Source organism: uncultured Fluviicola sp., assembly GCF_902168135.1.
Lineage (GTDB): Bacteria > Bacteroidota > Bacteroidia > Flavobacteriales_D > Crocinitomicaceae > Fluviicola.
In genome coordinates this window covers 17,751-37,537 of record NZ_CABHOL010000006.1, presented here as the reverse complement: position 1 = coordinate 37,537, position 19,787 = coordinate 17,751, and the positions used below count along the sequence as shown (strand labels likewise).

Here is a 19,787-nt window from a genome sequence, read left to right as displayed (position 1 = left end):
ACTCACGTGACGCGAGCAGTTGTAATTATCCCAACATATAACGAAAAAGAGAATGTTGAGCGTATGGCTCAGGCAGTAATGGGCTTACCCGTTCAGATTGATATTCTTTTTGTAGACGATAATTCTCCCGACGGAACGGCTGCTCTTATTCGAGGGTTGATGGAGCAATTTCCCAATCGGATATTCCTGGAAGAAAGAGCAGGTAAGTTAGGTTTGGGAACGGCTTACATTCATGGGTTCAAATGGTCCCTCAACCAAAATTACGACTACATTTTTGAGATGGACTGCGACTTTTCACACAATCCGCTGGATTTGCCGAGATTATTGGAAGCATGCACTCAAAAAGGAGCTGATGTAAGTATCGGTTCGCGCTACACAAAAGGGGGAAAGGTACAAAACTGGCCGATGGGACGTATCCTGATGTCCTATTTTGCATCGGTGTATGTTCGGATGATCCTCTTTATCGGAATTTCCGATACCACAGCCGGATTTATGTGTTATTCAAGCAAGGTGCTCAGAGCGATTGATCTGGATAACATCCATTTCAAAGGATATGCTTTCCAGATTGAAATGAAGTACGCCGCAAAAAGAAAGGGATTTAAAATTATTGAAGTTCCGATCACATTTATAGATCGTCAGTTCGGAGAATCCAAAATGTCTTCAAGTATATTTAAGGAAGCCTTCTTTGGGGTGTGGAAAATGAGAAATTTAAAGGTGTAATGGCAAAGATTTTACTGAAAGGCGCAACGCTTGTAAACGAAGGAAAGGAATTTGTTGCAGATGTGTTGATCGATGGGAAACGAATTTCAAAAATTGCGGCTTCGATTTCTGTTGATGGATCAGTGCAGGAAATCAATTGTGAAGGATTGCATTTACTTCCCGGTTGCATTGATGACCAGGTCCATTTCAGAGAGCCTGGATTGACGCATAAAGCCAATATCCAATCGGAATCAAGAGCTGCTGTTGCCGGTGGGATTACTTCTTTCATGGAAATGCCGAATACGGTTCCGAATACACTTAATCAAGAACTCCTCGAAGCAAAATACCAGCGTGCATCTGAAGTTTCTCCGGCGAACTACTCGTTTTTCATGGGAGCTTCGAATGATAACTATGATGAAGTGATGAAAACAAACGTCAAGGATGTTTGCGGAGTCAAAATATTCATGGGGTCATCTACCGGAAATATGCTGGTAGATAATACAAGTACTTTGGAGCATTTGTTCGCAAACGTACCAATGTTGATTGCGACTCATTGCGAGGATGAATCAACTATCAGAAAGAACCTGGAAGAATACAAGGAAAGATACGGAGAAGATATCCCCATGACTGCTCACCCTTTGATTAGAAGTGCGGAAGCATGTTATTTGTCATCTTCCAAAGCGGTTGAACTGGCTAAAAAGAACAATACAAGACTTCATATCTTACATATTTCTACCGGAATTGAAACGGAGTTATTCCGGAATGATATTCCTTTGGAACAAAAACGCATTACAGCTGAGGCTTGTATCCACCATTTGTGGTTCTCAGATGCAGATTACGAAAAGAAAGGCGCCTGGATCAAATGGAATCCTGCTGTGAAAACAGCTGCTGACAGAGATCAGATCTGGCAAGCATTGCTGGACAACCGGATCGATGTGATAGCTACAGACCATGCTCCGCATACGATTGAAGAAAAACAGCAGAAATATTTGCAGGCACCTTCGGGAGGCCCATTAGTACAACATGCATTGCTAGCTATGCTGGATGCTTCCGCAAATGGAAAAATTCCTTTGGTACGTGTGGTTGAAAAAATGGCACATGCGGTTGCTGTTTGTTTCAATATCAAGGAACGCGGATTCCTGAGAGAAGGTTATTTTGCAGATTTGGTATTGGTTGACCTGAACAAAAAATCCACTGTTACCAAAGAATCTCTCCTTTACCAATGCGGATGGTCTCCGTTTGAAGGAACTTCTTTCTCTTCGAGTATTGAGAAGACTTTTGTAAATGGAGAAGTGGTTTATGAAAACGGTCAATTGACCGGAAGTAAGCCGGGAGAACGCATGTTGTTCGACAGATGATAAAATGGGCTGTCATAGCGCTTTTAGTAGTTCTGCAATCCTGCAACAGTGAACTGCATGGCCTCAAAAAACCGAATAATCTGATCCCCAAAGACCAGATGATCGATTTGATGACGGATATGCTGATACTGGAAGGTCATATCCAGACGACCTATTCCACGGTAAACCGCTACTACAAAGTAATGACTGCATCAGGGCGTTATTACCTGAAAAGCAAACATGTTACCGAAAAGCAATACGAAGAATCGTTTGTTTACTATACCAGCACACACGAAGACTATAAGCAGATGCTGGATAAAGTGATGGAAAACCTGCAAAAGGAATCCATTGAGCTGCAAAAGAAATAATTCTTAATGGCATTCCAGTTGAACGGAAGTCATTAGTTTTTTGAATTCAATACGATATTGATCTTCGTCGAACCATACTTTTTGGTTTTCCAGTATGCAATTCCACCAGCCATAACGCAGAACTTCAATTCTTGCCCATAATTCCTGGTTAGGGGCATTCCAATGTTGTTCGAATGCTTTGTTTATCGGATCGGGATCCAGTGCACCGGCGACTTCTTTTTCGTGAATTTCTTTCCACAAACTGAGCAGGGTTTTTCCTCCTTTTTCCAATGCAGTGACATACCGGGAACATTCTTTGCAATAGGGAGTTCCCTTCAAAGCTTTAGGTTCATTTAAAGCGATGACCGCTTTTTCGCGAAGCAGACACTGCTCTCTCAGGTTTTCCAACCTCAATTTTTTGATAGTAGTCCAATATTCACCTTTCGGGTATTCCATTCCTTCCAATTCAGACAGGAAATTAGAACACTCAAACCGGATGTTTTTTGCACTTAAATAAGCGGTGTCTTTTGGCTGATAAGCCAGGAACGGCTGGCTTAATTCGGAAGCCTGAGCCAAGGTGTAATGCACATTTTGAACCTGCATGTAAGTGGCTTTCTCAGGATTTATCTGTGCTCTTGAAAGGCAATAACCTTCATACCATTCAAAAACCTCCTGTGCATGAATGGAAGACGCCAATGAAAGCAGAAAAATGGTAGTTAACAGGACGTTTTTCATCTGACTTTTCGTTCGGGGTTTTTACTCAAAAAACTGCTCCACCCGCCGCCTTTGCTTTTATTGTTCTCACCGATTCCCTTGGAGAAATGATGACATACAGCTGCTGCAAGTCCGTCTGTGGCATCCAAATATTTGGGAAGCTCTTCAAAGCGGAGCAGGGTTTGGAGCATTGCAGCAACTTGTTCTTTGGACGCATTTCCGTTTCCGGTGATGGCCTGTTTGATGCGTTTCGGGGTATATTCCTCGTAAGGAATATTTCTTCTCAGTGAGGCTGCAATGGCAACACCTTGTGCTCTTCCTAATTTTAACATGGATTGGACATTCTTTCCGAAGAAAGGTGCTTCAATGGCCATTTCGTCCGGTTTGTATTCTTCCATAAGCCCGTCAATGCGATCAAAAATGCGTTTCAGCTTATCCGGTTGATTGCCGAGTTTGTTCAACTGGATAATTCCGAAGTTGAGCATTTCAATTTTCGTGCCTTTAATATGAATTAATCCATATCCTAATACAGTTGTTCCGGGGTCAATCCCTAAAATTATTTTATCTTCGGCCATGCAAATGAAAGAGGAGGCTAAAGCTACTAAAAAACGAGCTGGTTTAATTACATTATTCAAATTATTGGTATTTGCTGCCGTAATCTGGACACTGTATTTCCAGTTGAGGAATGTGGATTGGGAGCGTGCCAAAGGACTCGATATAAAACACTGGTGGGCATTGGCATTGTCTTTCTTATTGCTCGTTCCCAATTTATGGATGGAATTCCTGAAGTGGAAGAAAATCACTGACCCTTTACACGTAGAACCCAAGCTCGTAACCAATGCTTTTTGGGCAGGAGTAGCTTCCGGTTTTATGTCACCCAACGGTTGGGGAAATTTCCTGGGAAGATTGATTTATTTCCAAAAAAGACAAACAATTTACATCATCTTCTCAACCGCACTGGCTAACCTGAGCCAGCTGATACCAACTTTGCTTTTCGGATTGTTTGCAGTGGTGCTGAAGTATGGTCATTCTAATTCCTTGTGGATTACAACCAGTTTGGGAGCTGCGGTAATTCTGCTTTTATACTTCTTCGGGGATTATTTACTGCCTCAAAGGAGAAGCCGGATTCCATTTGTCAGAAGGCTGCAAAGTATCCGGGGGCGCTACCAAAACCTGAAATGGCCTTTTCTCCTCTTTTCAACGATTCGATTTTTGGTCTTTAGTTTGCAATATGTTTTGCTATTTGTGACTTTCGGTTATGAAGACTTTTGGTTTTTGGTAACACAGATCTGGTTGATTTATCTCTTCACGTCCTTTATTCCTTCCTTGTGGTCCGGGAAAGTGCTGATCCGCGAAACAGCGGCTTTATTTGTTTTTGCAGGAACAGCTGTTTCCGTTCCTGATGTGATTGTTTCAAGTATTATTATTTATCTCATAAATATCGCTCTGCCGGCATTTATGAGTAGTTTTATCTGGCTTCCGAAAAGAAAAAAATAAGTTATGTGGTTGATTGGTTCATGGGTACTTCTTTACATCCTTTCGATATTGACACTTTTGTTTGGAGTGAATCGCCTTCGGGTAAGCCGTAACACTAAAAAAATGATGGCAATCGATGAAATTTCGGTTGTAATTCCTTTTCGGAATGAGGCACATAACCTCGAACAGTTTTTGGAATGCATTTATGCACAGCGCTACCAGCCGGCTCAATGGATCTTTGTGAACGACCATTCTTCGGATTCGTATATTGACTTGTTTAAGGAAATGGATGCTTTCCCGATCCGCTTACTGCATTTGCCGGAAGAACAAAGGGGGAAGAAGCGTGCAATCCGTTTTGGGATGGACCATGTTCGAACAGAATACTGCTTAACGATGGATGCTGATGTTTCTTTCGGTAAGGAATATATGAAATCGATGCTGATGCTTCCGGAAGCTGAGTTGATCATTCTTCCGGTAGAAATGACCGGTAAGCATTGGTGGCAGTCATTTTTTACGTTGGAATACCTCTTCACAACACTTTTGAATAAAGGAATTGCAGGTTGGGCAAGACCGGTTAACTGCAGCGGGGCTAATTTGCTGATTCATGTATCGAGTTTCGACCAGGTAGACGATATCGATGATCACGACCATATTTTAAGCGGTGATGATATTTATACCCTGAGAGCTTTCCGAGGATCCGGTAAACGAATTGAAATCGTAGAAAACGAAGCTTTGAAGGTCGAAACGGAAACACCGGAAACGATTTCCGAAGTGATGGAACAGCGCGTTAGATGGGTGGGAAAAACAAACCATGTTGCCGATTCATTGAACAATTTTTTAGGAATCTGGGCTGTAGGATTACATCTATACTATTTCTTATTGCTGATCATCACCTTTTTTGCCGGGGTTTACTGGCTCACTTTTTTGATCATTGCTTTTAAGTTCGGAATGGATTTCATGCTGGTGAAAATGGATAAAAAGAAACCTTCTTCCTTTGATTTGATGGGATTGGGTTTGTTTGAACTGTTTTACCCGGTTTACCTGTTTGCGCTATTGGCTTACCTGATGGTTTCCCAACCCGAATGGAAAGGGAGATAATTTAGGTCTTTTTAATATTTACCCGGTTTATTTCTGGCTATTTTAGACATGTTCAAAAGTTTAAATGTTCAAAGTTGTTTAAACACTTGAACGTTTTGAACCATTTTAACTTGTATAAGCTTGGAGCAATCTAAAAGATTTACGCAGACGACCCGTGGAAAACTGATCCTGGCTTTCGGTTTGGTGCTGTGTGTTTCATTGTTTACATGGATCGTTAACCGCAGCGCGTTTGACCGCATCAATACCGTTGTGGAAAACCTGGCCAAACCGAATAACCGGCTTGAAGCCCTGAACGACCTGCAAATAGAATTGAGCCGCCTGAATGACTTTTACCGGGCAGAAGCTTTACAGAATAAATACAACCCTTCATCGGAATATGACAACCGTGTTGCCCAAATCTCTGAAAAACTGACACAATTAAAGGATTCTTTTGCCGAAAACCCGATCCAGGTACAGCGATTAAATGAGATTGACTCTATTTTTATTAAGCGGAACAAGCTCTTTGAAAAATATTTGAAAACCCGTTACAATTATATCTATAGCGGTTTGGTAGACAGGCAGTTTGAAGAATTGGCAGACCAGGTTGATAAGGATAATCTGAAGATAGACACGAATGTGATAACTACTGAGAAACAGACCAAGACCTACACCTATTTCGACCAGGTAGTCAAAGAAGATGTTTCGGCAAAGAAAAGAAGGTTCCGCAGGAAAAAGCAGCCGGTTGTTGAAGCGAAACCGTATGTAGTTGTTGAAGAAAACACAAAAATTCACATTGATACACTGGCTGTTTCCCGGAAAAAGGACAGTATACTTGAAAATATCCGGATTTCTTTAGACCAGGTTGAGTCAGAGCGGAATTCGGGAAGGAGATTCCTTCAGAAACAGGAGTTGAGACTGATTAAAAGCAACGATATATTATTCAACCGCCTGCTGGAAATCATCGGAGAAGTGAAAAAGGAGGAAAACCTGGATACACAGGTGAATTCATCCGCTTCGATACAAATAGCGCGTGAAACGGTTGCTTTTACCAAGATATTGACAGTGATTTTTGTGTTAGCAGCTTTTGCATTGATCGGTTTTATTATCGGGGATATTTCCAAGTTCAATAAATACCGCAAACAACTTGAAGCATCCAGGGAAGAAGCAGAATTTCACAGTCAGGCAAAGCAGCGTTTCCTGTCCAATATGAGTCACGAGATCCGTTCTCCGCTCCAAACAATTGTGGGGTACTCGGAATTGATGATGAAAGAGCCGCAAACAGATAAATCCAAAGTAGAAGTGGTTTCAAAAGCTTCGGAGCATTTGTTACAGGTTGTAAATGAGATCCTGGATTATTCACGCATTATTTCTTCGAATTTTAAGATCGACGAAAAGCCTTTCGTTTTGAAAGAAATGATTGGTGAGGTTGCGGATCTGGCGTCTTTTCAGTGCGAACAGAAAGGAATACGCTGGAATTTTGATATCAATGAATTTGAACCGGAAAGATCACTCGTGGTTTCGGATGCTTTCCGTTTGAAGCAGATCCTGATCAATATTTTGAGCAATGCGGTGAAATTCACTGAAAAAGGATCGGTTTCGCTGGAAGTTCAGCTGGAAGACCAGGATCAGAAGCTTGGAGTGTTATTTAAAATCCTGGATACCGGTATCGGGATGAGTGCAAAAGACCTGAAAGTAGTTTTTCAACAGTTTGAACAGGCAAGAAATGCACCGATTCAATCGGGAACAGGGTTGGGGCTGAGCATTGTCAAAGAACTGGTGGAAGCGCTGAATGGTGAAATGAGTGTTTGGAGTTCATTGGGAAAAGGAACAACATTCGAACTGCGCTTTTCCTTTGAAAAGGCAGCAATGAACGATATAAAACAGGTTCCACAGGAGCAGAAATCCATCGAATTGGATGGAGTAGTGTGGGTGGTTGATGACGATCCTGCCATTTTGAAATTATGCGGACAATTGTTGAAACAAAAAGACCTGGAATTCAGGTTATTCAGCAGCCCCCAAGAACTGCTTGAAGCCGATTGGGATGAAGGTATCCGGTTGGTTTACGCGGATGTACGTATGCACGGGATCAGCGGTATTGAACTCTGCTCGCAGTTGAGAAAACGCGGACATACTGCTGTAAAGATTATCGCATTAACAGCCCAGGTGCTGCCGGAAGAGAAAGAACTGTTTCTTCAGAGCGGATTTGACGGAATTGTTTTAAAACCGTTCAAAAGCCAGGAGTTTTACGCACCTATTCGGGAGATCGCTAAAAAAGAAACGGAATTTGATTTTTCTGCCTTGAGAGAGATGATTTCAGATGAAACGGATTTCCGGGAAATCAAACTTCAATTTGTGTCTGATTCAAGGGCTGATCTTGCTGCGATGAGAAAAGCTTTGGAAGAAGAGAATCCGCAAAAGTTATTGCTGCTTGTGCACCGTTTGGCCGGAAGGTTCGGGCAAATGGGTTCTAAAACGTTAGCTCCAAAATTGAGAGAACTGGAGGTTCAATTGAAGAATACCGCGAAAGGAATTGCGCTTTACGAGGCAAAAGAGATTATTCCTGAGTTGGAAAAAGCAGTGAATAGTCTTTAGTTTTTGAAGGATTCAACCAGCTCAAAATGAAGGAGGAAGAAATGTCAATAGAAAAGTAGCATGTTATAATCGTGATATTATTAGAATATCTGTGGTTATCAGATGTCTGCTTTGCGCTCTTTGCTCCTTCGCTGAAGCTACAGCGCAAGCGTTCATTCTTTGCGGTAAATATTCTTTGTCATTTTAATCGCGGTTGAAGTAAGAGTCATTCCAACTGATATTTCTCCATCTTGCTATAGAGCGTTTTCCGGTCGATATTTAGTAATTGTGCTGCTTTCGTTTTGTTATAGCGCGTTTGAACCAATGCATTCAGGATGAGTTCACGTTCGTTTGTTTCCTGGACCAATTTCAGATCATTCGGATTGCTTGTCCGAGCACGTGAGATCATTTCTTCCGGAAGGAGTTCGATCCCGATTTCATCGTTTTTGCTCAACAAAACGGATCGTTTGATCACATTTCGAAGCTCACGCAGATTTCCGGGCCAATCGTATTTTTTGAATACCTGGATGATTTCCGGAGAAAGCCGTTTGACAGAACGGTCTAATTCCTGATTTGCCTGTTCCACAAAATATCGGATAAAAAGTTCCAGGTCAACTCCGCGTTCACGCAATGCCGGCATCTGTATCTTGAATTCATTGATCCGGTGATAAATATCTTCCCTGAAATTCCCGGATCCGATTTCCTGGAGCAGGTTTTCGTTTGTTGCGCTGATCAGCCGGATATCAATCGGAATGCTTTTACCGCTTCCAACCGGCTCAATAGTGCGTTCCTGAAGTGTGCGAAGTAATTTGACCTGTACGTCGTAGCCGAGATTCCCGATTTCATCCAGGAATAATGTTCCGCCATTCGCTTTTTCCATCACTCCGACTTTCTCCTGCAATGCGCCTGTAAAAGCACCTTTTGCATGACCGAATAATTCGCTGGCAGCAAGTTCTTTCGAAAGAACCCCGCAATCAACAGCTATAAAAGGCCCGGTGGAACGTCTGCTTTGATTGTGGATAGAACGCGCAATGTGTTCTTTTCCCGTTCCGCTTTCACCGATAATCATTACCGACATCTCAGTAGGAGCAACCAGGTCGACATATTCGTAAAGCTTTTTTGCAACGTCGCTTTCACCTTTGATAAATTGCTGAGCTGTTTTTGGTTTTTGTTCCTGTTTTTTATCCGGTTCTTTTTTATCCAATGCAGATTCGATCACCAGAAGGAGTTCATCCGGATTGATGGGTTTGATGATGTATTCAAAGGCACCTGATTGAATCGATTTTACGGCTGTTCGCACATCATCAAAACTGGTAATGATCACAATAGGTAATACCGGGAATTTAGTACCCATTTTAGCGATCAGTTCCAAACCGATTCCGTCGGGTAACCGGTAATCCAGGAGCAATAAATCAAACTTTTCCGACTGCAGCAGCTGCTCTCCGGCTTTCAGGTTTGAAGCAGAGTTGATCAAGTATCCTTTCTTGGTCAGAAAGGTAGTTACGATTTTTGCAAAAGTCGGATCGTCTTCAATTAACAGGATTTTGGTACCCAAAGCTAAAATTTTGTGATTCCTAATAAAAATAAGAAAGGTCTGGCAGAAGCGAGACCTTTCTTATGATTATTTAAGGAAAAGCTTATTTGATCACTGTTCCGTCTTCTCTGAATTTCACAACGTTCATTTCTGCTTTCGTGTTTGACAATTCTACTTCGTAATAGGGTTTTTCTGCTTTTACGATGTACGCTTGTTTAGCAGTCCATCCCTGGAATGAATCTTCCGTTAATGCTTTTCGGACCGCTGCCGGTAATTCTTCCAATTTGATTTTTACACGATCAGGATTGGTTGCATCTGCTGCTGCAACTTCTGTTGCTTTAGTTGTTTTATTTTCTGTTTGGGCCGGAGCCTGAGCGTTAGCGAATACTGTTGTTGTAATTGCGATTGCTGCGATGATCAACTTTTTCATGGTATTTAATTTTTAAATGATTTCTGCGGAAACACTAAGAAAAAGGATACCACAATTTGAATGATGAATTCAAAATGACAAATTCAAAAGCTGAAAGCCCTTATTTTTAAAGGAATTAAAGAAATGTGATTCCCTTTTGATCGAATGAAAGCAATTGTGCCAAGACCTGAAAAGTGGGGAAATAAGCTACAAATCGAGGAGTTCTGCTACATAATGACGCTTAAAATCCAATAGGAGCGTCCAGCTTTAATTGCCGGATAACTTTACTTTCAAGCGGAAAAAGAGATGTAAAATAGAGAATACCTATTCCTGCAAGCAGGAGAAAAAATGTATTTGTGGTAAGCACGTAACAAACAATAGCAAAAATAACAGATGCATCGACCAATCCCATTTGAATGATTCGGGTGTTTGTATAGGACTTTATAAGTTTCAACGGATTTGTTTCATTGTGGACTTTTGCTAGCATTGTCTTGCGCAGGAAAATACTGGTTGATACCGAGGTGACCATGAAAATAGGGGCAATTAGTTGGAACAGCTCATTCGTTTCGGTTTGCTGGCTTCCGGGAACAATGATCAGGCTCATAACCGTCAAAAAGCTAAGTATGCCGAACAGGAATGCTCCGAAAATAATTCGGATGAGGGTAATGTTGCCGTTTAATTTGCGCAGAATTTCAGGGTTCATAGATTTTAGATAAAACAGTAGGGGTGTCCCGTACATACGGGATTCACCCCTACTGTTTTTTAATTATTTAGAATGGTAAATCATCATCATCACTTGGTGCTGTAGAAGCACTCGGAGTAGCAATTGGATCTAAGTTCATTGCTGTTGGTCCTCCGGCAGGAATTCCACCTCCCATGGAAGCAGCTCCCACTTTTTCAATTCTCCATGCTTCCAGGGTATTAAAGTATTTCACTTCTCCCTGAGGGCTAGTCCATTCGCGTCCTCTTAAGTTGAAAGACACTTCAATTTGATCCTGAGTATTGAATCCATCAATCAAACTGCACTTATCCTGAGTTAACTGGAACAAGATGTCCTGAGGATACATACTTGCATTATCAGTTAAAACAAATTCTCTCTTTGAGAACTTCTCTGATACTTGAACTGTATCATTCTTCACCTTTAAGATTCCGGATATTTTAAACATATTTCTACGGGTATTTACTATTTTAATCGTTAAAAGAAAGCAGTGTCATCCATGCTCCTTCAATATCATTGTTGTTAATTAATTCTTTTGCACGTTCATGCAAAGCAAGCTCTAATTTTGCCGGCTCGTCTTCTAAAGTTAGGAATAAATCACTTAATTCCAATAATTTATATTCGTTTACATCCGTTTCATTGGGAAGTTCCGTAACACCTGCCAGTTGTGCCAGATCATTTCCCGATAAGACTGTGCTCACCCGGATATCTTCCGGAATCTGGTCGAATCCGATGCCGATTGTTGTAATTGGTTTGGTTACCTCAAACATGGATGCCTCATTGGCGTGGCAGTACCAGTTTCCACCCATTCGGGCCACCAGGTTGATCTTTTTCTGATCGATGGTGCTGTCTTCTGCCAGGATTTCTTCGTGGATGTGGATTTTGGTCACTTCACAGATCACCAGATTTCCTGCTCCGCCCTGATCGCCCAATTCTTTTACTTCAAGCACTTTGCATTCAAATTGAACAGGAGCTTCCAACACACGCATCGGTCTAACAGTATCTGATTTTACAGGTGTAAGACCTGATTTTACGAATTCATCGACTTCCGGTCCGTAAGGAGAACTGCTCAAACTCATTTGATGCAGGATATCCATATTCACAATGTTAATAACCACTTCCGGGATCTTTTTGACATTGTTGTAAGTGTCCTTTGTCGTATTCGTTCTTCCGTTCCTTGCCGGAGAAAAGATCAGGATAGGCGGTGCCGCCGAAAAGACATTGAAAAAACTGAACGGAGATAAGTTATTGACTCCGTTTTCATCGATTGTTGAAGCAAAAGCGATGGGACGAGGGCCAATAGCTCCAAGCAGGTATCCATGGAGTTTGGGTACGGGAAGTTCTTTCGGATCGAGCGTTAACATGCTTGTAAATTTCTACAAAAGTACCAAAATCAAAGCGGTCTTTTAAAGCCCGGAGCGAGAATTAATTAACAAAATGACTCTTTAAAGGAAAAAACGAATAACCGGTCAGCGAATTACTTTTTTAATAATTTGACCGTTGCTTCCGGTTACACGAATGAGGTACATTCCTGAAGTATAATTGCTTAGATCAACTGCTGTTGTTTCGGTTATTTTGGATTGCACCATGATTTTTCCGGATAGGTCGACAACCGAATAAGTTAGATTGCCCTGGTATTCTGTAACCTCGATAGTTGCCTGCTGGTTGGAAGAGTTGTAAACGATGCTTACAAAGTTGTCCAGTGTATTTTCGTCAATACTTGCTGTAATACTTCCTTCTTCCAGGAATACTCCCGAATCACGAACTGCATTTCCAGCATCTGCAATGACCAGGATGATGTGATAGGAAGAACCGGGTGTGAGATTGGGTGCGGAAGCTGTTAATGGAATGCTTAGACCGTTGTATTGCAGGTATTGATCAGAACCGTCGTAAGGTGCTTCAGAACCATTTCCATTGTAAACAAAGTATTGGCTGTTTGTCGAAGGATTAATTGTTCTGGTTGAAACGGGGCTGGTATTCGGTAAGCGGGCTATATTCTGTGTGCCAGTTATTCCGGGACCGGAAATGAAGATTCCGAAAGCATCGTTAAAGGCATAAGCCGGGGTAATATTCGGACCGGTATATTCCTCCGAAGCAAAGGTGTAATTGATGTGCAGAATGTTTCCACTCGGAACAAGATCAAATTCAATAACTGAAGCGTTGTAAGAAGTTGCATTAAAGAAGTTATTAAAAAGAGCAAGTCCCGGAGTTTGATTGTCAATACCAGCATTGATCGTATCATTTGGCCCCACAGCAAAATATTTTGATCCGGTAGTCATTAAAAAACCGGAATTGTAGGGCATATTTATCATATTATTGGATGAAAAATAGGCAATAGCATCCGGTGTACCGGTGTATTGAACATTGGAAATACTAACTCCTGACCCGGAAAGTGCGTGTGCGACCAAATCCTGTGGATCATTTCCGCCCAGGTTTAATTGTCCAAATGAAAAGAATGGCAAAAATGCCGGAAGAAGGTGGTAAAGATGTTTCATTTTCATAGTTGTTTTTAAGAATTAATTTCAGCGAATTACTTTCCTGGTAACCTGACCGTTGCTTCCTTCTACATGGATGAGGTACATTCCGGATGCATAATTGCTCAGGTCGATAGTGGTGCTTTCCGCTATGGTTGATTGAGTCATTGTTTTTCCGGACAAATCCAGAACCGAGTAAGTCAAGTTTCCGGGATAGTCAGTAACCTGGATGGTTGCCTGCTGGTTGGAGGAATTATACGTGATGTTTACAAAGTTATCCAGTGTATTTTCATCGATACTGGCAGTAACACTGCCTTCTTCTATAAAAACTCCGGAATCAAAAACTGCATCCCGGTCATCAGCAATTACCAGGATGATGTGGTAGGGGGAACCGGGAAAAAGATCATTTATCGAAGCTGTTAACGGAATGCTTAATTGATTGTATTGCAGATAGTTATCAGAAGTGTTGTAAGGAGCCTGGGTTCCATTTCCATTGTTTACAAGGTATTGGCTATTTGCTTTTAAATTGGATATAGTAATGGTATTTTGATTTGGTAAACGGGCTATATTCTGTGTTCCGCTTATTCCAGGTCCGGAAATAAAAATTCCGAAAGCATCGTTAATTGTTAAACCGCTATATCCAAATTCTTCTGATCCAAATATGTAATTGATTTTCAGAGTGCTTCCACTTGGCACTGCATCAAAAGTAATGACAGAGGCATCGTAAGAAATAATATTTAATGCGTTATCTGCAAGATTAAGACCCGCGGCATTGTTCTTTATACTTGCAAAGGCAGTGTCATTTGGCCCGACAGCACAAAATTTTGATCCAGTAGTCATTAAAAACCCCGACTGGAACGGCATATTATAGGTGTTAGCAGAGAAATATGCAATAGCATCCAGTGTTCCATTGTGTTGCACATTGGAAATAGTAACTCCCGAGCCACTCAAAATAGTTGAGATATCCTGAGGATCACTTCCGCCTAAAGTTAATTGACCGAAGGAAAGTACCGGTAAAAGGCAGATGATAAGGTGGTAAAAGTATTTCATGCTGTAAAAATGTAGCTACAAACTTACGCAATTTTACCGATTCACTTCTGTTCTTTTTTTAGAAGGTACAGGTTCGGATTCAAATTGAAGGGATGATCAGTTCCGATAACGTATGAGCTCCATTTAGCAGTGCATACCAACTTTTGGTTTCCATTCATGATCGGCATATTGAAACCTTCTACGCAATTTACCCAGCGGAATTTAACTTTCCTTTTGGAAACTTTTAATTGAAGTGTCGGTGGAGTTTTCGTGCGCAGGTATTGATCAAACACTTTTGAAAGATCCATTCCGAGTTCTTTTGACATGAATTGTTCTACTTGCTGTGTTGTAACGGTTTGATGATAGAAATCGGCATTCATTTTACGAAGCATCATCCGGAAAAGTGAGTCGTTGCCGTAAATTGTACGGATTGTATGAAGCATATTTGCTCCTTTGTAATACATGTCACCGCTTCCTTCGGTATTTACTCCGTACGGACCGATAATAGGCCGGTCATTCAGGATGTTTTTACGAAGGCCCCGGCAATATTTATCAGCATCTTCCTTTCCGAACCAGTAATCGGTAAAAAGGGTTTCGCTGTAACAGGTGAACCCTTCATGGATCCACATGTCTGCGATATCTTTAGAGGTGATATTATTCCCGTACCATTCGTGGCCGCTCTCATGGACAATGATGAAATCCCATTTCAGTCCGACACCGGTATTGCTCAGATCAGAACCCATATAACCATTTTTGAAACCATTTCCGTAGGCAACGGCACTTTGGTGTTCCATTCCAAGGTAAGGAGCTTCAACTAATTTATAACCATCTTCATAAAAAGGATAAGGCCCAAACCAGTATTCCAGTGCTTTCAGGGTTTTTGGCGCATCTCCGAATTGTTTTTTTGCTTTTTCTTCATTTCCTCTCAAAACCCAATAGTCGATTTCCAGGTTTCCTTTTTCTCCCGTGAAGTGTTCGTGCATGTTTACATAATCACCGATATACGGGATCATACAATAATTATTGATCGGATTGCTTACTTTCCAGGAATAGGTGGATTGCTTTAAGTTGTTGACTTCTTTCCCCAAAAAGGTCCCGTTACTGACACAGACCAATTCACCCGGACAAGTATAATGCATCACGACACCGTTATCAGGTTCATCGAATTGAGAATCTTTGCACGGAAACCAGACACTTGCTCCCTGTCCCTGGCAGGCAATAGAAACCCAGGGTGAGCCGTTGTGATCTTTTGCCCAAACGATTCCTCCGTCCCAGGGTGCATGTTTTGCTGCACGCGGTTTTCCGTGGAAGTAAACAGTGATCTCGTTGTTTTGTTCGCTGTTTACAACATTCGATATGTAGTAGGCATTTCCGTCTTTTCGAACAGGTAATTTTTTATGCTGCTTCCCTGAAAGTACGCTATCGAGTATCATGGGTTCCTGGAGATCAATCTGAAGCTCTTGCTTTCCTGTTTCAGGGAGTTCCGAAACTGCAAATTGAATGGTGTTTTTTCCACGGATTTCTTTTTGGTCTATATCAAAGGTTACACTCAGATCGTAATGCTTCAAATCCCACCAATTCCTGGAATCTCCATAAGTCCCGCGCAAAGAATCAGCATGGGTGAATTGACCGAATGATGTGGCTGCAAGCAGCAAAGAATAAAAGAAAAACAGGTGTTTCATAATCACTTGGTATTTACCGGCTGAGCCGGCTTGTATCTATCAGCTGCTGCTGATTTTCTTGTGTGAAATTAATGATTCCTTCTGAATGAGGAGCTTGTCTTTTCCTTCATGTAAAGCAGTTTGTGGCTACTGCCCGAAGTCTTTCCGCTGTGACGGACTAACGTTATTTCTTCCCTTTTCCGTACTTTGCCTGGTTTTCAGCCATGCGGAACAGAACGATCTCTTTGATCAACTTTGCGGGAAGCGGTTCATCCAAAGGGAATTGTACCGAGCCTTTTCCCTGTTTGTATTTGGAAAGCTCTTTTTCAAACGCCTGGTGACCTGTCGGCGTAGCATAAAAACCTATGTGTGATTTGTATCCGCCGAAATAAACCAATGGTTTTCCATTTGTTTTATAAGCCGGCATGCCATAGGAGATAGATTCCTGCGCTTGCGGGGCTGTTTCCAGGATGAGTTTCCGGGTAGCAATTAATCGTTCCCTGGTTTCTCCTTCAAAATCATTTATGTATTCATCTACGTTGGCGAAAGTTTTCATTTTAAAAAGACTAAAGATGTTAGACATAAGACCAAAGACAAATTCAAGTCTTATGTCTTGAGTCTTTTGCCTAATAGTCTTTCAATGATAAATATAATTCAAATTATGCCTTAAAAGAAAGTCCTCTCTCAGCCAAAAGATTTTTGAGAGCGGGGATGCTGGTTTTTCCGATCCCATGGAATTGAAGAATTTCTTTTTCCTTGTAATTGGCTAATTGTTCTAAGGTATTTATTCCATGACTTGCCATTGCTCTTCTTGCGGGAGCGGCAAGGACAGCAAAAATCCCGGCTTCTGCTTTTCGTTCTTCTTCGCAAACCGGGCAGGTCGGACAATCCGAACTTTTGAAATAGCGGTGTCCCCTTTTACAAATTCTTTCTGTTTTTTGTGACATCTCTTAAACGAATTTTACGGGGTTTGATATATTTTGTAAGCCTGCTGTTGGTCGGATAGCTTCTGTTCTTTGTAAGATTATTGGCTATGATTGCAACTAATAGCAGGATCATTACTCCAGAAAGTACAGGCGACAATACGTATACAAAACCAAGTGCTTTGACTTTCGGTGTTCCGATAACGGCTATCAATGCGGTTGCTCCACCCGGAGGATGAAGTGTTTTGGTCATCTGCATGGCAATGATTGAAATACTTACTGCAAGCGGTGCGGCTACCCATACCAGGTCCGGATTGGGTAACAATTTATAAACGCAAACACCGATAAATGCAGAAATAATATGTCCGCCGACGAGGTTTCTGGGCTGTGCCAGCGGACTCTGGATTGCACCGTAGATCAACACACTGCTCGCACCGAAAGATCCTATCAGGAAAACGTTTGATAAATGATCCAGTGAATGAGACTGTATAAAAGCGATCAGCCCGATACCGAAGAAGGATCCGATGAAGGTCCAGAGATGCTCTTTGAAATCAACCAGGGTTTCTTTGTAGAGTACATAGCGGACTTTTCTGATGGATTTGTATTTTTTCATTGGCATTAATCTCTTGGTTTGAAAAAAAAGTCAGTGCTCGCCGGAAATTTTTCGAGCAAATGTTTCGGCCTTATTGGTCTTTTTTGGAATTCTCCGCCACAATTTGGGCATTTTTTTTCGGGGTATTTTTCCACACAGCTAATGCAGAATGTACATTCGAAACTACAGATCATTGCTTCGGTACTTTCCGGAGGTAATTCTTTATAACATCTTTCACATGTTGGTCTCAACTCAAGCATTGTTCGAAGTACAAGTAGGTTCATGGGTAACCCTGAAGTTGCAGGAGTTTGCAATGAAGCATTGTTTATTGGCTTCGTGGTGCAGGCTGTTTGCCAGATTTATTTTAGAAGGATCTGTAATCACTACTTTCGGGCGCAATGTAACGGAAGTGAAGCGGCCTCCGTTCGGATCCTGGATCATTGTTCCAATCGGTTCGTCGGTATATTCGACAACCCGGATCCCAGCATCGGCACACAAGTGGAAATACCATAACATGTGGCAGCTGGAAAGTGATGCCAGGAAAAAATCTTCCGGGTTGTGTTTGGTTTTATCGCCCCGAAATGGTACATCCGCTGAACAGAGTAAATCCGGTTTGTTGGGGATTTGAAGGGTAAATTCTCTTCCGTATGCTGCATAGTCAGATGTTCCGGTTCCTTTGTTTCCTGTCCAGATAACAGTTGCTTCGTATGTGTGTTCTTTCATAAAGAAACGTTTAAAAGGTTTAAAAGTTCAAAGAGTTCAAATTACTTATGGTTTTTCAATACTAAGGTAGAGAATTGACGTGCTACTGATTCACCGGTTTTTGTAAGCACGACTTCTGTCTGTGCATCTTCCTTATGAAGGCTGAATGCACTTTGGTTCACCAGCTCCAGGACTTCATCGGGATTATACAGCGTAAAGCCGAAGGGAGTAAAAGGAAGCGTTTCCATAAAGCTCCGATGGGCGAATGTGAGTGAAAAAAGTGCCTGGGGTTTTAGAACCCGGGACAGTTCAGTCAGTAACTCCATTGGATTTTTCCAGAAATACAGCGTGTTTACAGTAAGTAACTTGTTGAATTCATTGTCTTTAAAAGGAATTTTTTCCCCGTCGTATAAGGTGAAAGAAGCTTTTTCAGAAGTTACGAAGGATTCGTTTAACAGCTGTGCCTCTCTGTTCATCAGGGTAGAGATCTCCAGGCCGGTATAGCGGATATTCTCGCATTGTGCAAATAGAAATTCTACGTGACCGGCATTTCCATGGCCTAATTCCAAAACGGAATCATTGGAGCTAAGATCCAGGTTTAGAATGGCATTTTTAGTCATACCGATATTGGTTTCATTCATCATTTGAGCTATTTCATTGCCTTTTTCTCCGGACGGATGGCTTAATTGAGAAGCGAGTTCTGCTAATTGATCTTTCTCCATGGGATGTGTTTTTACGAAAATAGTCATTCGAATTTCGAATTTGTCCCGGTAGGGGTGAAAAATTTTTCTCCCCTACCAGAGCCATGAATTACATTCGTAACCAACAATTAATATTCACCTAACGTCAAAGCCCCGGAATATGGGGAATTTTGCGCAAAAAAATGGAACTTTTTATCAGTGTTTTCGCCGCATTATTCTCAGTTTTAAACCCTTTGGGAACCGTTCCCGTTTTCGTTGGATTGACGAAAGACGATACCAAACACAACCGGGATAAAACGTCGCTTTGGACCTCTGTCAATGTGTGTATCATCTTATTGATCTCTTTTTTTGCCGGAAAATATGTGTTGAATTTTTTTGGGATCAGTATCAATTCCTTGCGTGTAGCTGGCGGATTGATTATTGCTACCTCGGGTTTTGCGTTGCTTACCGGGTCTTTTACCAAGCATAAGGGAATGAAAAAAGCGAGTGTTCAGGAAGATATGCAGACGCGTTCGGAAGTTTCACTGACTCCACTTGCGATTCCGATGCTCGCCGGTCCGGGATCTATCTCTTTACTGATTACTTATAATCAAACATTCGACAATAAAGAACAGCATTTGCTTTCGGTTTGCGCTATTATTGCTGTCTGCCTGGCAATCTATGTTATTTTAAGAACTTCGCATTTCATCGTAAAAGCCCTTGGAGCTTCCGGGATAAACGCCATTTCACGGATCATAGGTTTTATTGTCATTGCAATAGGAGTAGAGTACGTTTCTTCGGCGGTACAAGAAATTTTGAAAATCAAATAAATTATCAATTATTA

At 41.6% G+C, this 19,787-nt stretch carries 23 protein-coding genes; 7 read left to right on the top strand and 16 right to left on the bottom strand.

The annotated features are described in order from the left end of the window. Positions 1 to 6 precede the first annotated feature (6 nt). The 3 genes from QZT69_RS00660 to QZT69_RS00650 are packed head-to-tail and all read left to right on the top strand — an operon-like array spanning position 7 to position 2,404. Positions 7 to 720, top strand: coding sequence for a polyprenol monophosphomannose synthase (locus QZT69_RS00660; RefSeq protein ID WP_294669543.1), 714 nt, complete (start codon positions 7 to 9; stop codon positions 718 to 720). Continuing rightward, positions 720 to 2,057, top strand: a complete 1,338-nt coding sequence (locus QZT69_RS00655; protein ID WP_294669540.1) for a dihydroorotase — start codon at positions 720 to 722, stop codon at positions 2,055 to 2,057. The genes QZT69_RS00660 and QZT69_RS00655 overlap by 1 nt, the downstream gene beginning before the upstream one ends. Next, entirely contained in the window at positions 2,054 to 2,404 is a 351-nt protein-coding gene (locus tag QZT69_RS00650) for a DUF4296 domain-containing protein (protein WP_294669537.1), read from the top strand. The genes QZT69_RS00655 and QZT69_RS00650 overlap by 4 nt, the downstream gene beginning before the upstream one ends. Before the next feature lie 3 nt (positions 2,405 to 2,407). Here the strand turns inward: QZT69_RS00650 and QZT69_RS00645 are convergent, their stop codons facing one another. Both QZT69_RS00645 and ruvC read right to left on the bottom strand, forming a co-directional pair. Next, on the bottom strand, positions 2,408 to 3,118 hold the full coding sequence (locus tag QZT69_RS00645) for a hypothetical protein (protein WP_294669535.1): 711 nt from the start codon (positions 3,116 to 3,118) through the stop codon (positions 2,408 to 2,410). After that, a complete protein-coding gene (gene ruvC / locus QZT69_RS00640) occupies positions 3,115 to 3,672 on the bottom strand; it encodes a crossover junction endodeoxyribonuclease RuvC (RefSeq protein WP_294669532.1) in 558 nt (185 codons plus the stop codon). Before ruvC ends, QZT69_RS00645 begins: the two co-directional genes overlap by 4 nt. Here ruvC and QZT69_RS00635 point away from each other — a divergent pair. The 3 genes from QZT69_RS00635 to QZT69_RS00625 all read left to right on the top strand — a co-directional run bounded on the left by QZT69_RS00635 (position 3,671) and on the right by QZT69_RS00625 (position 8,242). Further along, positions 3,671 to 4,594, top strand: coding sequence for a hypothetical protein (locus QZT69_RS00635; protein ID WP_294669529.1), 924 nt, complete (start codon positions 3,671 to 3,673; stop codon positions 4,592 to 4,594). The two genes, ruvC and QZT69_RS00635, sit on opposite strands and share 2 nt — an antisense overlap. A gap of 3 nt (positions 4,595 to 4,597) precedes the next feature. Continuing rightward, positions 4,598 to 5,671, top strand: coding sequence for a glycosyltransferase (locus QZT69_RS00630; protein WP_294669527.1), 1,074 nt, complete (start codon positions 4,598 to 4,600; stop codon positions 5,669 to 5,671). Positions 5,672 to 5,791: 120 nt separating this feature from the next. Beyond that, the gene (locus QZT69_RS00625) at positions 5,792 to 8,242 is read left to right on the top strand and encodes a hybrid sensor histidine kinase/response regulator (protein WP_294669526.1); all 2,451 of its coding nucleotides are present in this window, start codon (positions 5,792 to 5,794) and stop codon (positions 8,240 to 8,242) included. Positions 8,243 to 8,447: 205 nt separating this feature from the next. On the opposite strand, the gene QZT69_RS00620 is transcribed toward QZT69_RS00625, so the two are convergent. From QZT69_RS00620 to QZT69_RS00555, 14 genes are all read right to left on the bottom strand, one after another. Continuing rightward, positions 8,448 to 9,776, bottom strand: coding sequence for a sigma-54 dependent transcriptional regulator (locus tag QZT69_RS00620; protein WP_294669523.1), 1,329 nt, complete (start codon positions 9,774 to 9,776; stop codon positions 8,448 to 8,450). An 82-nt stretch (positions 9,777 to 9,858) separates the two neighbouring features. After that, positions 9,859 to 10,185, bottom strand: a complete 327-nt coding sequence (locus QZT69_RS00615) for a hypothetical protein (protein WP_294669521.1) — start codon at positions 10,183 to 10,185, stop codon at positions 9,859 to 9,861. Positions 10,186 to 10,405: 220 nt separating this feature from the next. Beyond that, complete coding sequence (locus QZT69_RS00610; RefSeq protein ID WP_294669519.1) at positions 10,406 to 10,867, bottom strand: hypothetical protein; 462 nt, start codon at positions 10,865 to 10,867, stop codon at positions 10,406 to 10,408. A 67-nt stretch (positions 10,868 to 10,934) separates the two neighbouring features. Beyond that, on the bottom strand, positions 10,935 to 11,330 hold the full coding sequence (locus QZT69_RS00605) for a DUF3127 domain-containing protein (RefSeq protein WP_294669517.1): 396 nt from the start codon (positions 11,328 to 11,330) through the stop codon (positions 10,935 to 10,937). A gap of 22 nt (positions 11,331 to 11,352) precedes the next feature. Further along, positions 11,353 to 12,246, bottom strand: coding sequence for a flavin reductase family protein (locus QZT69_RS00600; RefSeq protein WP_294669514.1), 894 nt, complete (start codon positions 12,244 to 12,246; stop codon positions 11,353 to 11,355). 105 nt (positions 12,247 to 12,351) lie between these two features. Further along, entirely contained in the window at positions 12,352 to 13,377 is a 1,026-nt protein-coding gene (locus QZT69_RS00595; RefSeq protein WP_294669510.1) for a choice-of-anchor L domain-containing protein, read from the bottom strand. 27 nt (positions 13,378 to 13,404) lie between these two features. Beyond that, positions 13,405 to 14,406, bottom strand: a complete 1,002-nt coding sequence (locus tag QZT69_RS00590; protein ID WP_294669508.1) for a choice-of-anchor L domain-containing protein — start codon at positions 14,404 to 14,406, stop codon at positions 13,405 to 13,407. A 41-nt stretch (positions 14,407 to 14,447) separates the two neighbouring features. Then, the gene (locus tag QZT69_RS00585) at positions 14,448 to 16,067 is read right to left on the bottom strand and encodes a M1 family metallopeptidase (protein WP_294669506.1); all 1,620 of its coding nucleotides are present in this window, start codon (positions 16,065 to 16,067) and stop codon (positions 14,448 to 14,450) included. A gap of 163 nt (positions 16,068 to 16,230) precedes the next feature. Continuing rightward, a complete protein-coding gene (locus QZT69_RS00580; protein ID WP_294669503.1) occupies positions 16,231 to 16,602 on the bottom strand; it encodes a DUF1801 domain-containing protein in 372 nt (123 codons plus the stop codon). Positions 16,603 to 16,705: 103 nt separating this feature from the next. After that, on the bottom strand, positions 16,706 to 16,993 hold the full coding sequence (locus tag QZT69_RS00575; protein WP_294669500.1) for an RNA polymerase alpha subunit C-terminal domain-containing protein: 288 nt from the start codon (positions 16,991 to 16,993) through the stop codon (positions 16,706 to 16,708). Beyond that, complete coding sequence (locus tag QZT69_RS00570) at positions 16,965 to 17,588, bottom strand: HPP family protein (protein ID WP_294669498.1); 624 nt, start codon at positions 17,586 to 17,588, stop codon at positions 16,965 to 16,967. The genes QZT69_RS00575 and QZT69_RS00570 overlap by 29 nt, the downstream gene beginning before the upstream one ends. Further along, a complete protein-coding gene (locus QZT69_RS00565; RefSeq protein ID WP_294669496.1) occupies positions 17,588 to 17,821 on the bottom strand; it encodes a DUF1272 domain-containing protein in 234 nt (77 codons plus the stop codon). The genes QZT69_RS00570 and QZT69_RS00565 overlap by 1 nt, the downstream gene beginning before the upstream one ends. Further along, positions 17,814 to 18,284 carry an OsmC family protein gene (locus tag QZT69_RS00560; RefSeq protein ID WP_294669493.1) on the bottom strand — a complete coding sequence of 157 codons (471 nt, stop codon included), beginning with the start codon at positions 18,282 to 18,284 and terminating at the stop codon, positions 17,814 to 17,816. The genes QZT69_RS00565 and QZT69_RS00560 overlap by 8 nt, the downstream gene beginning before the upstream one ends. A gap of 41 nt (positions 18,285 to 18,325) precedes the next feature. Further along, a complete protein-coding gene (locus QZT69_RS00555) occupies positions 18,326 to 19,012 on the bottom strand; it encodes a class I SAM-dependent methyltransferase (RefSeq protein WP_294669488.1) in 687 nt (228 codons plus the stop codon). Between the two features lie 134 nt (positions 19,013 to 19,146). Between QZT69_RS00555 and QZT69_RS00550 the strand changes: the two genes are divergently transcribed. Next, the gene (locus QZT69_RS00550) at positions 19,147 to 19,773 is read left to right on the top strand and encodes a MarC family NAAT transporter (RefSeq protein WP_294669485.1); all 627 of its coding nucleotides are present in this window, start codon (positions 19,147 to 19,149) and stop codon (positions 19,771 to 19,773) included. Positions 19,774 to 19,787 lie beyond the last annotated feature (14 nt).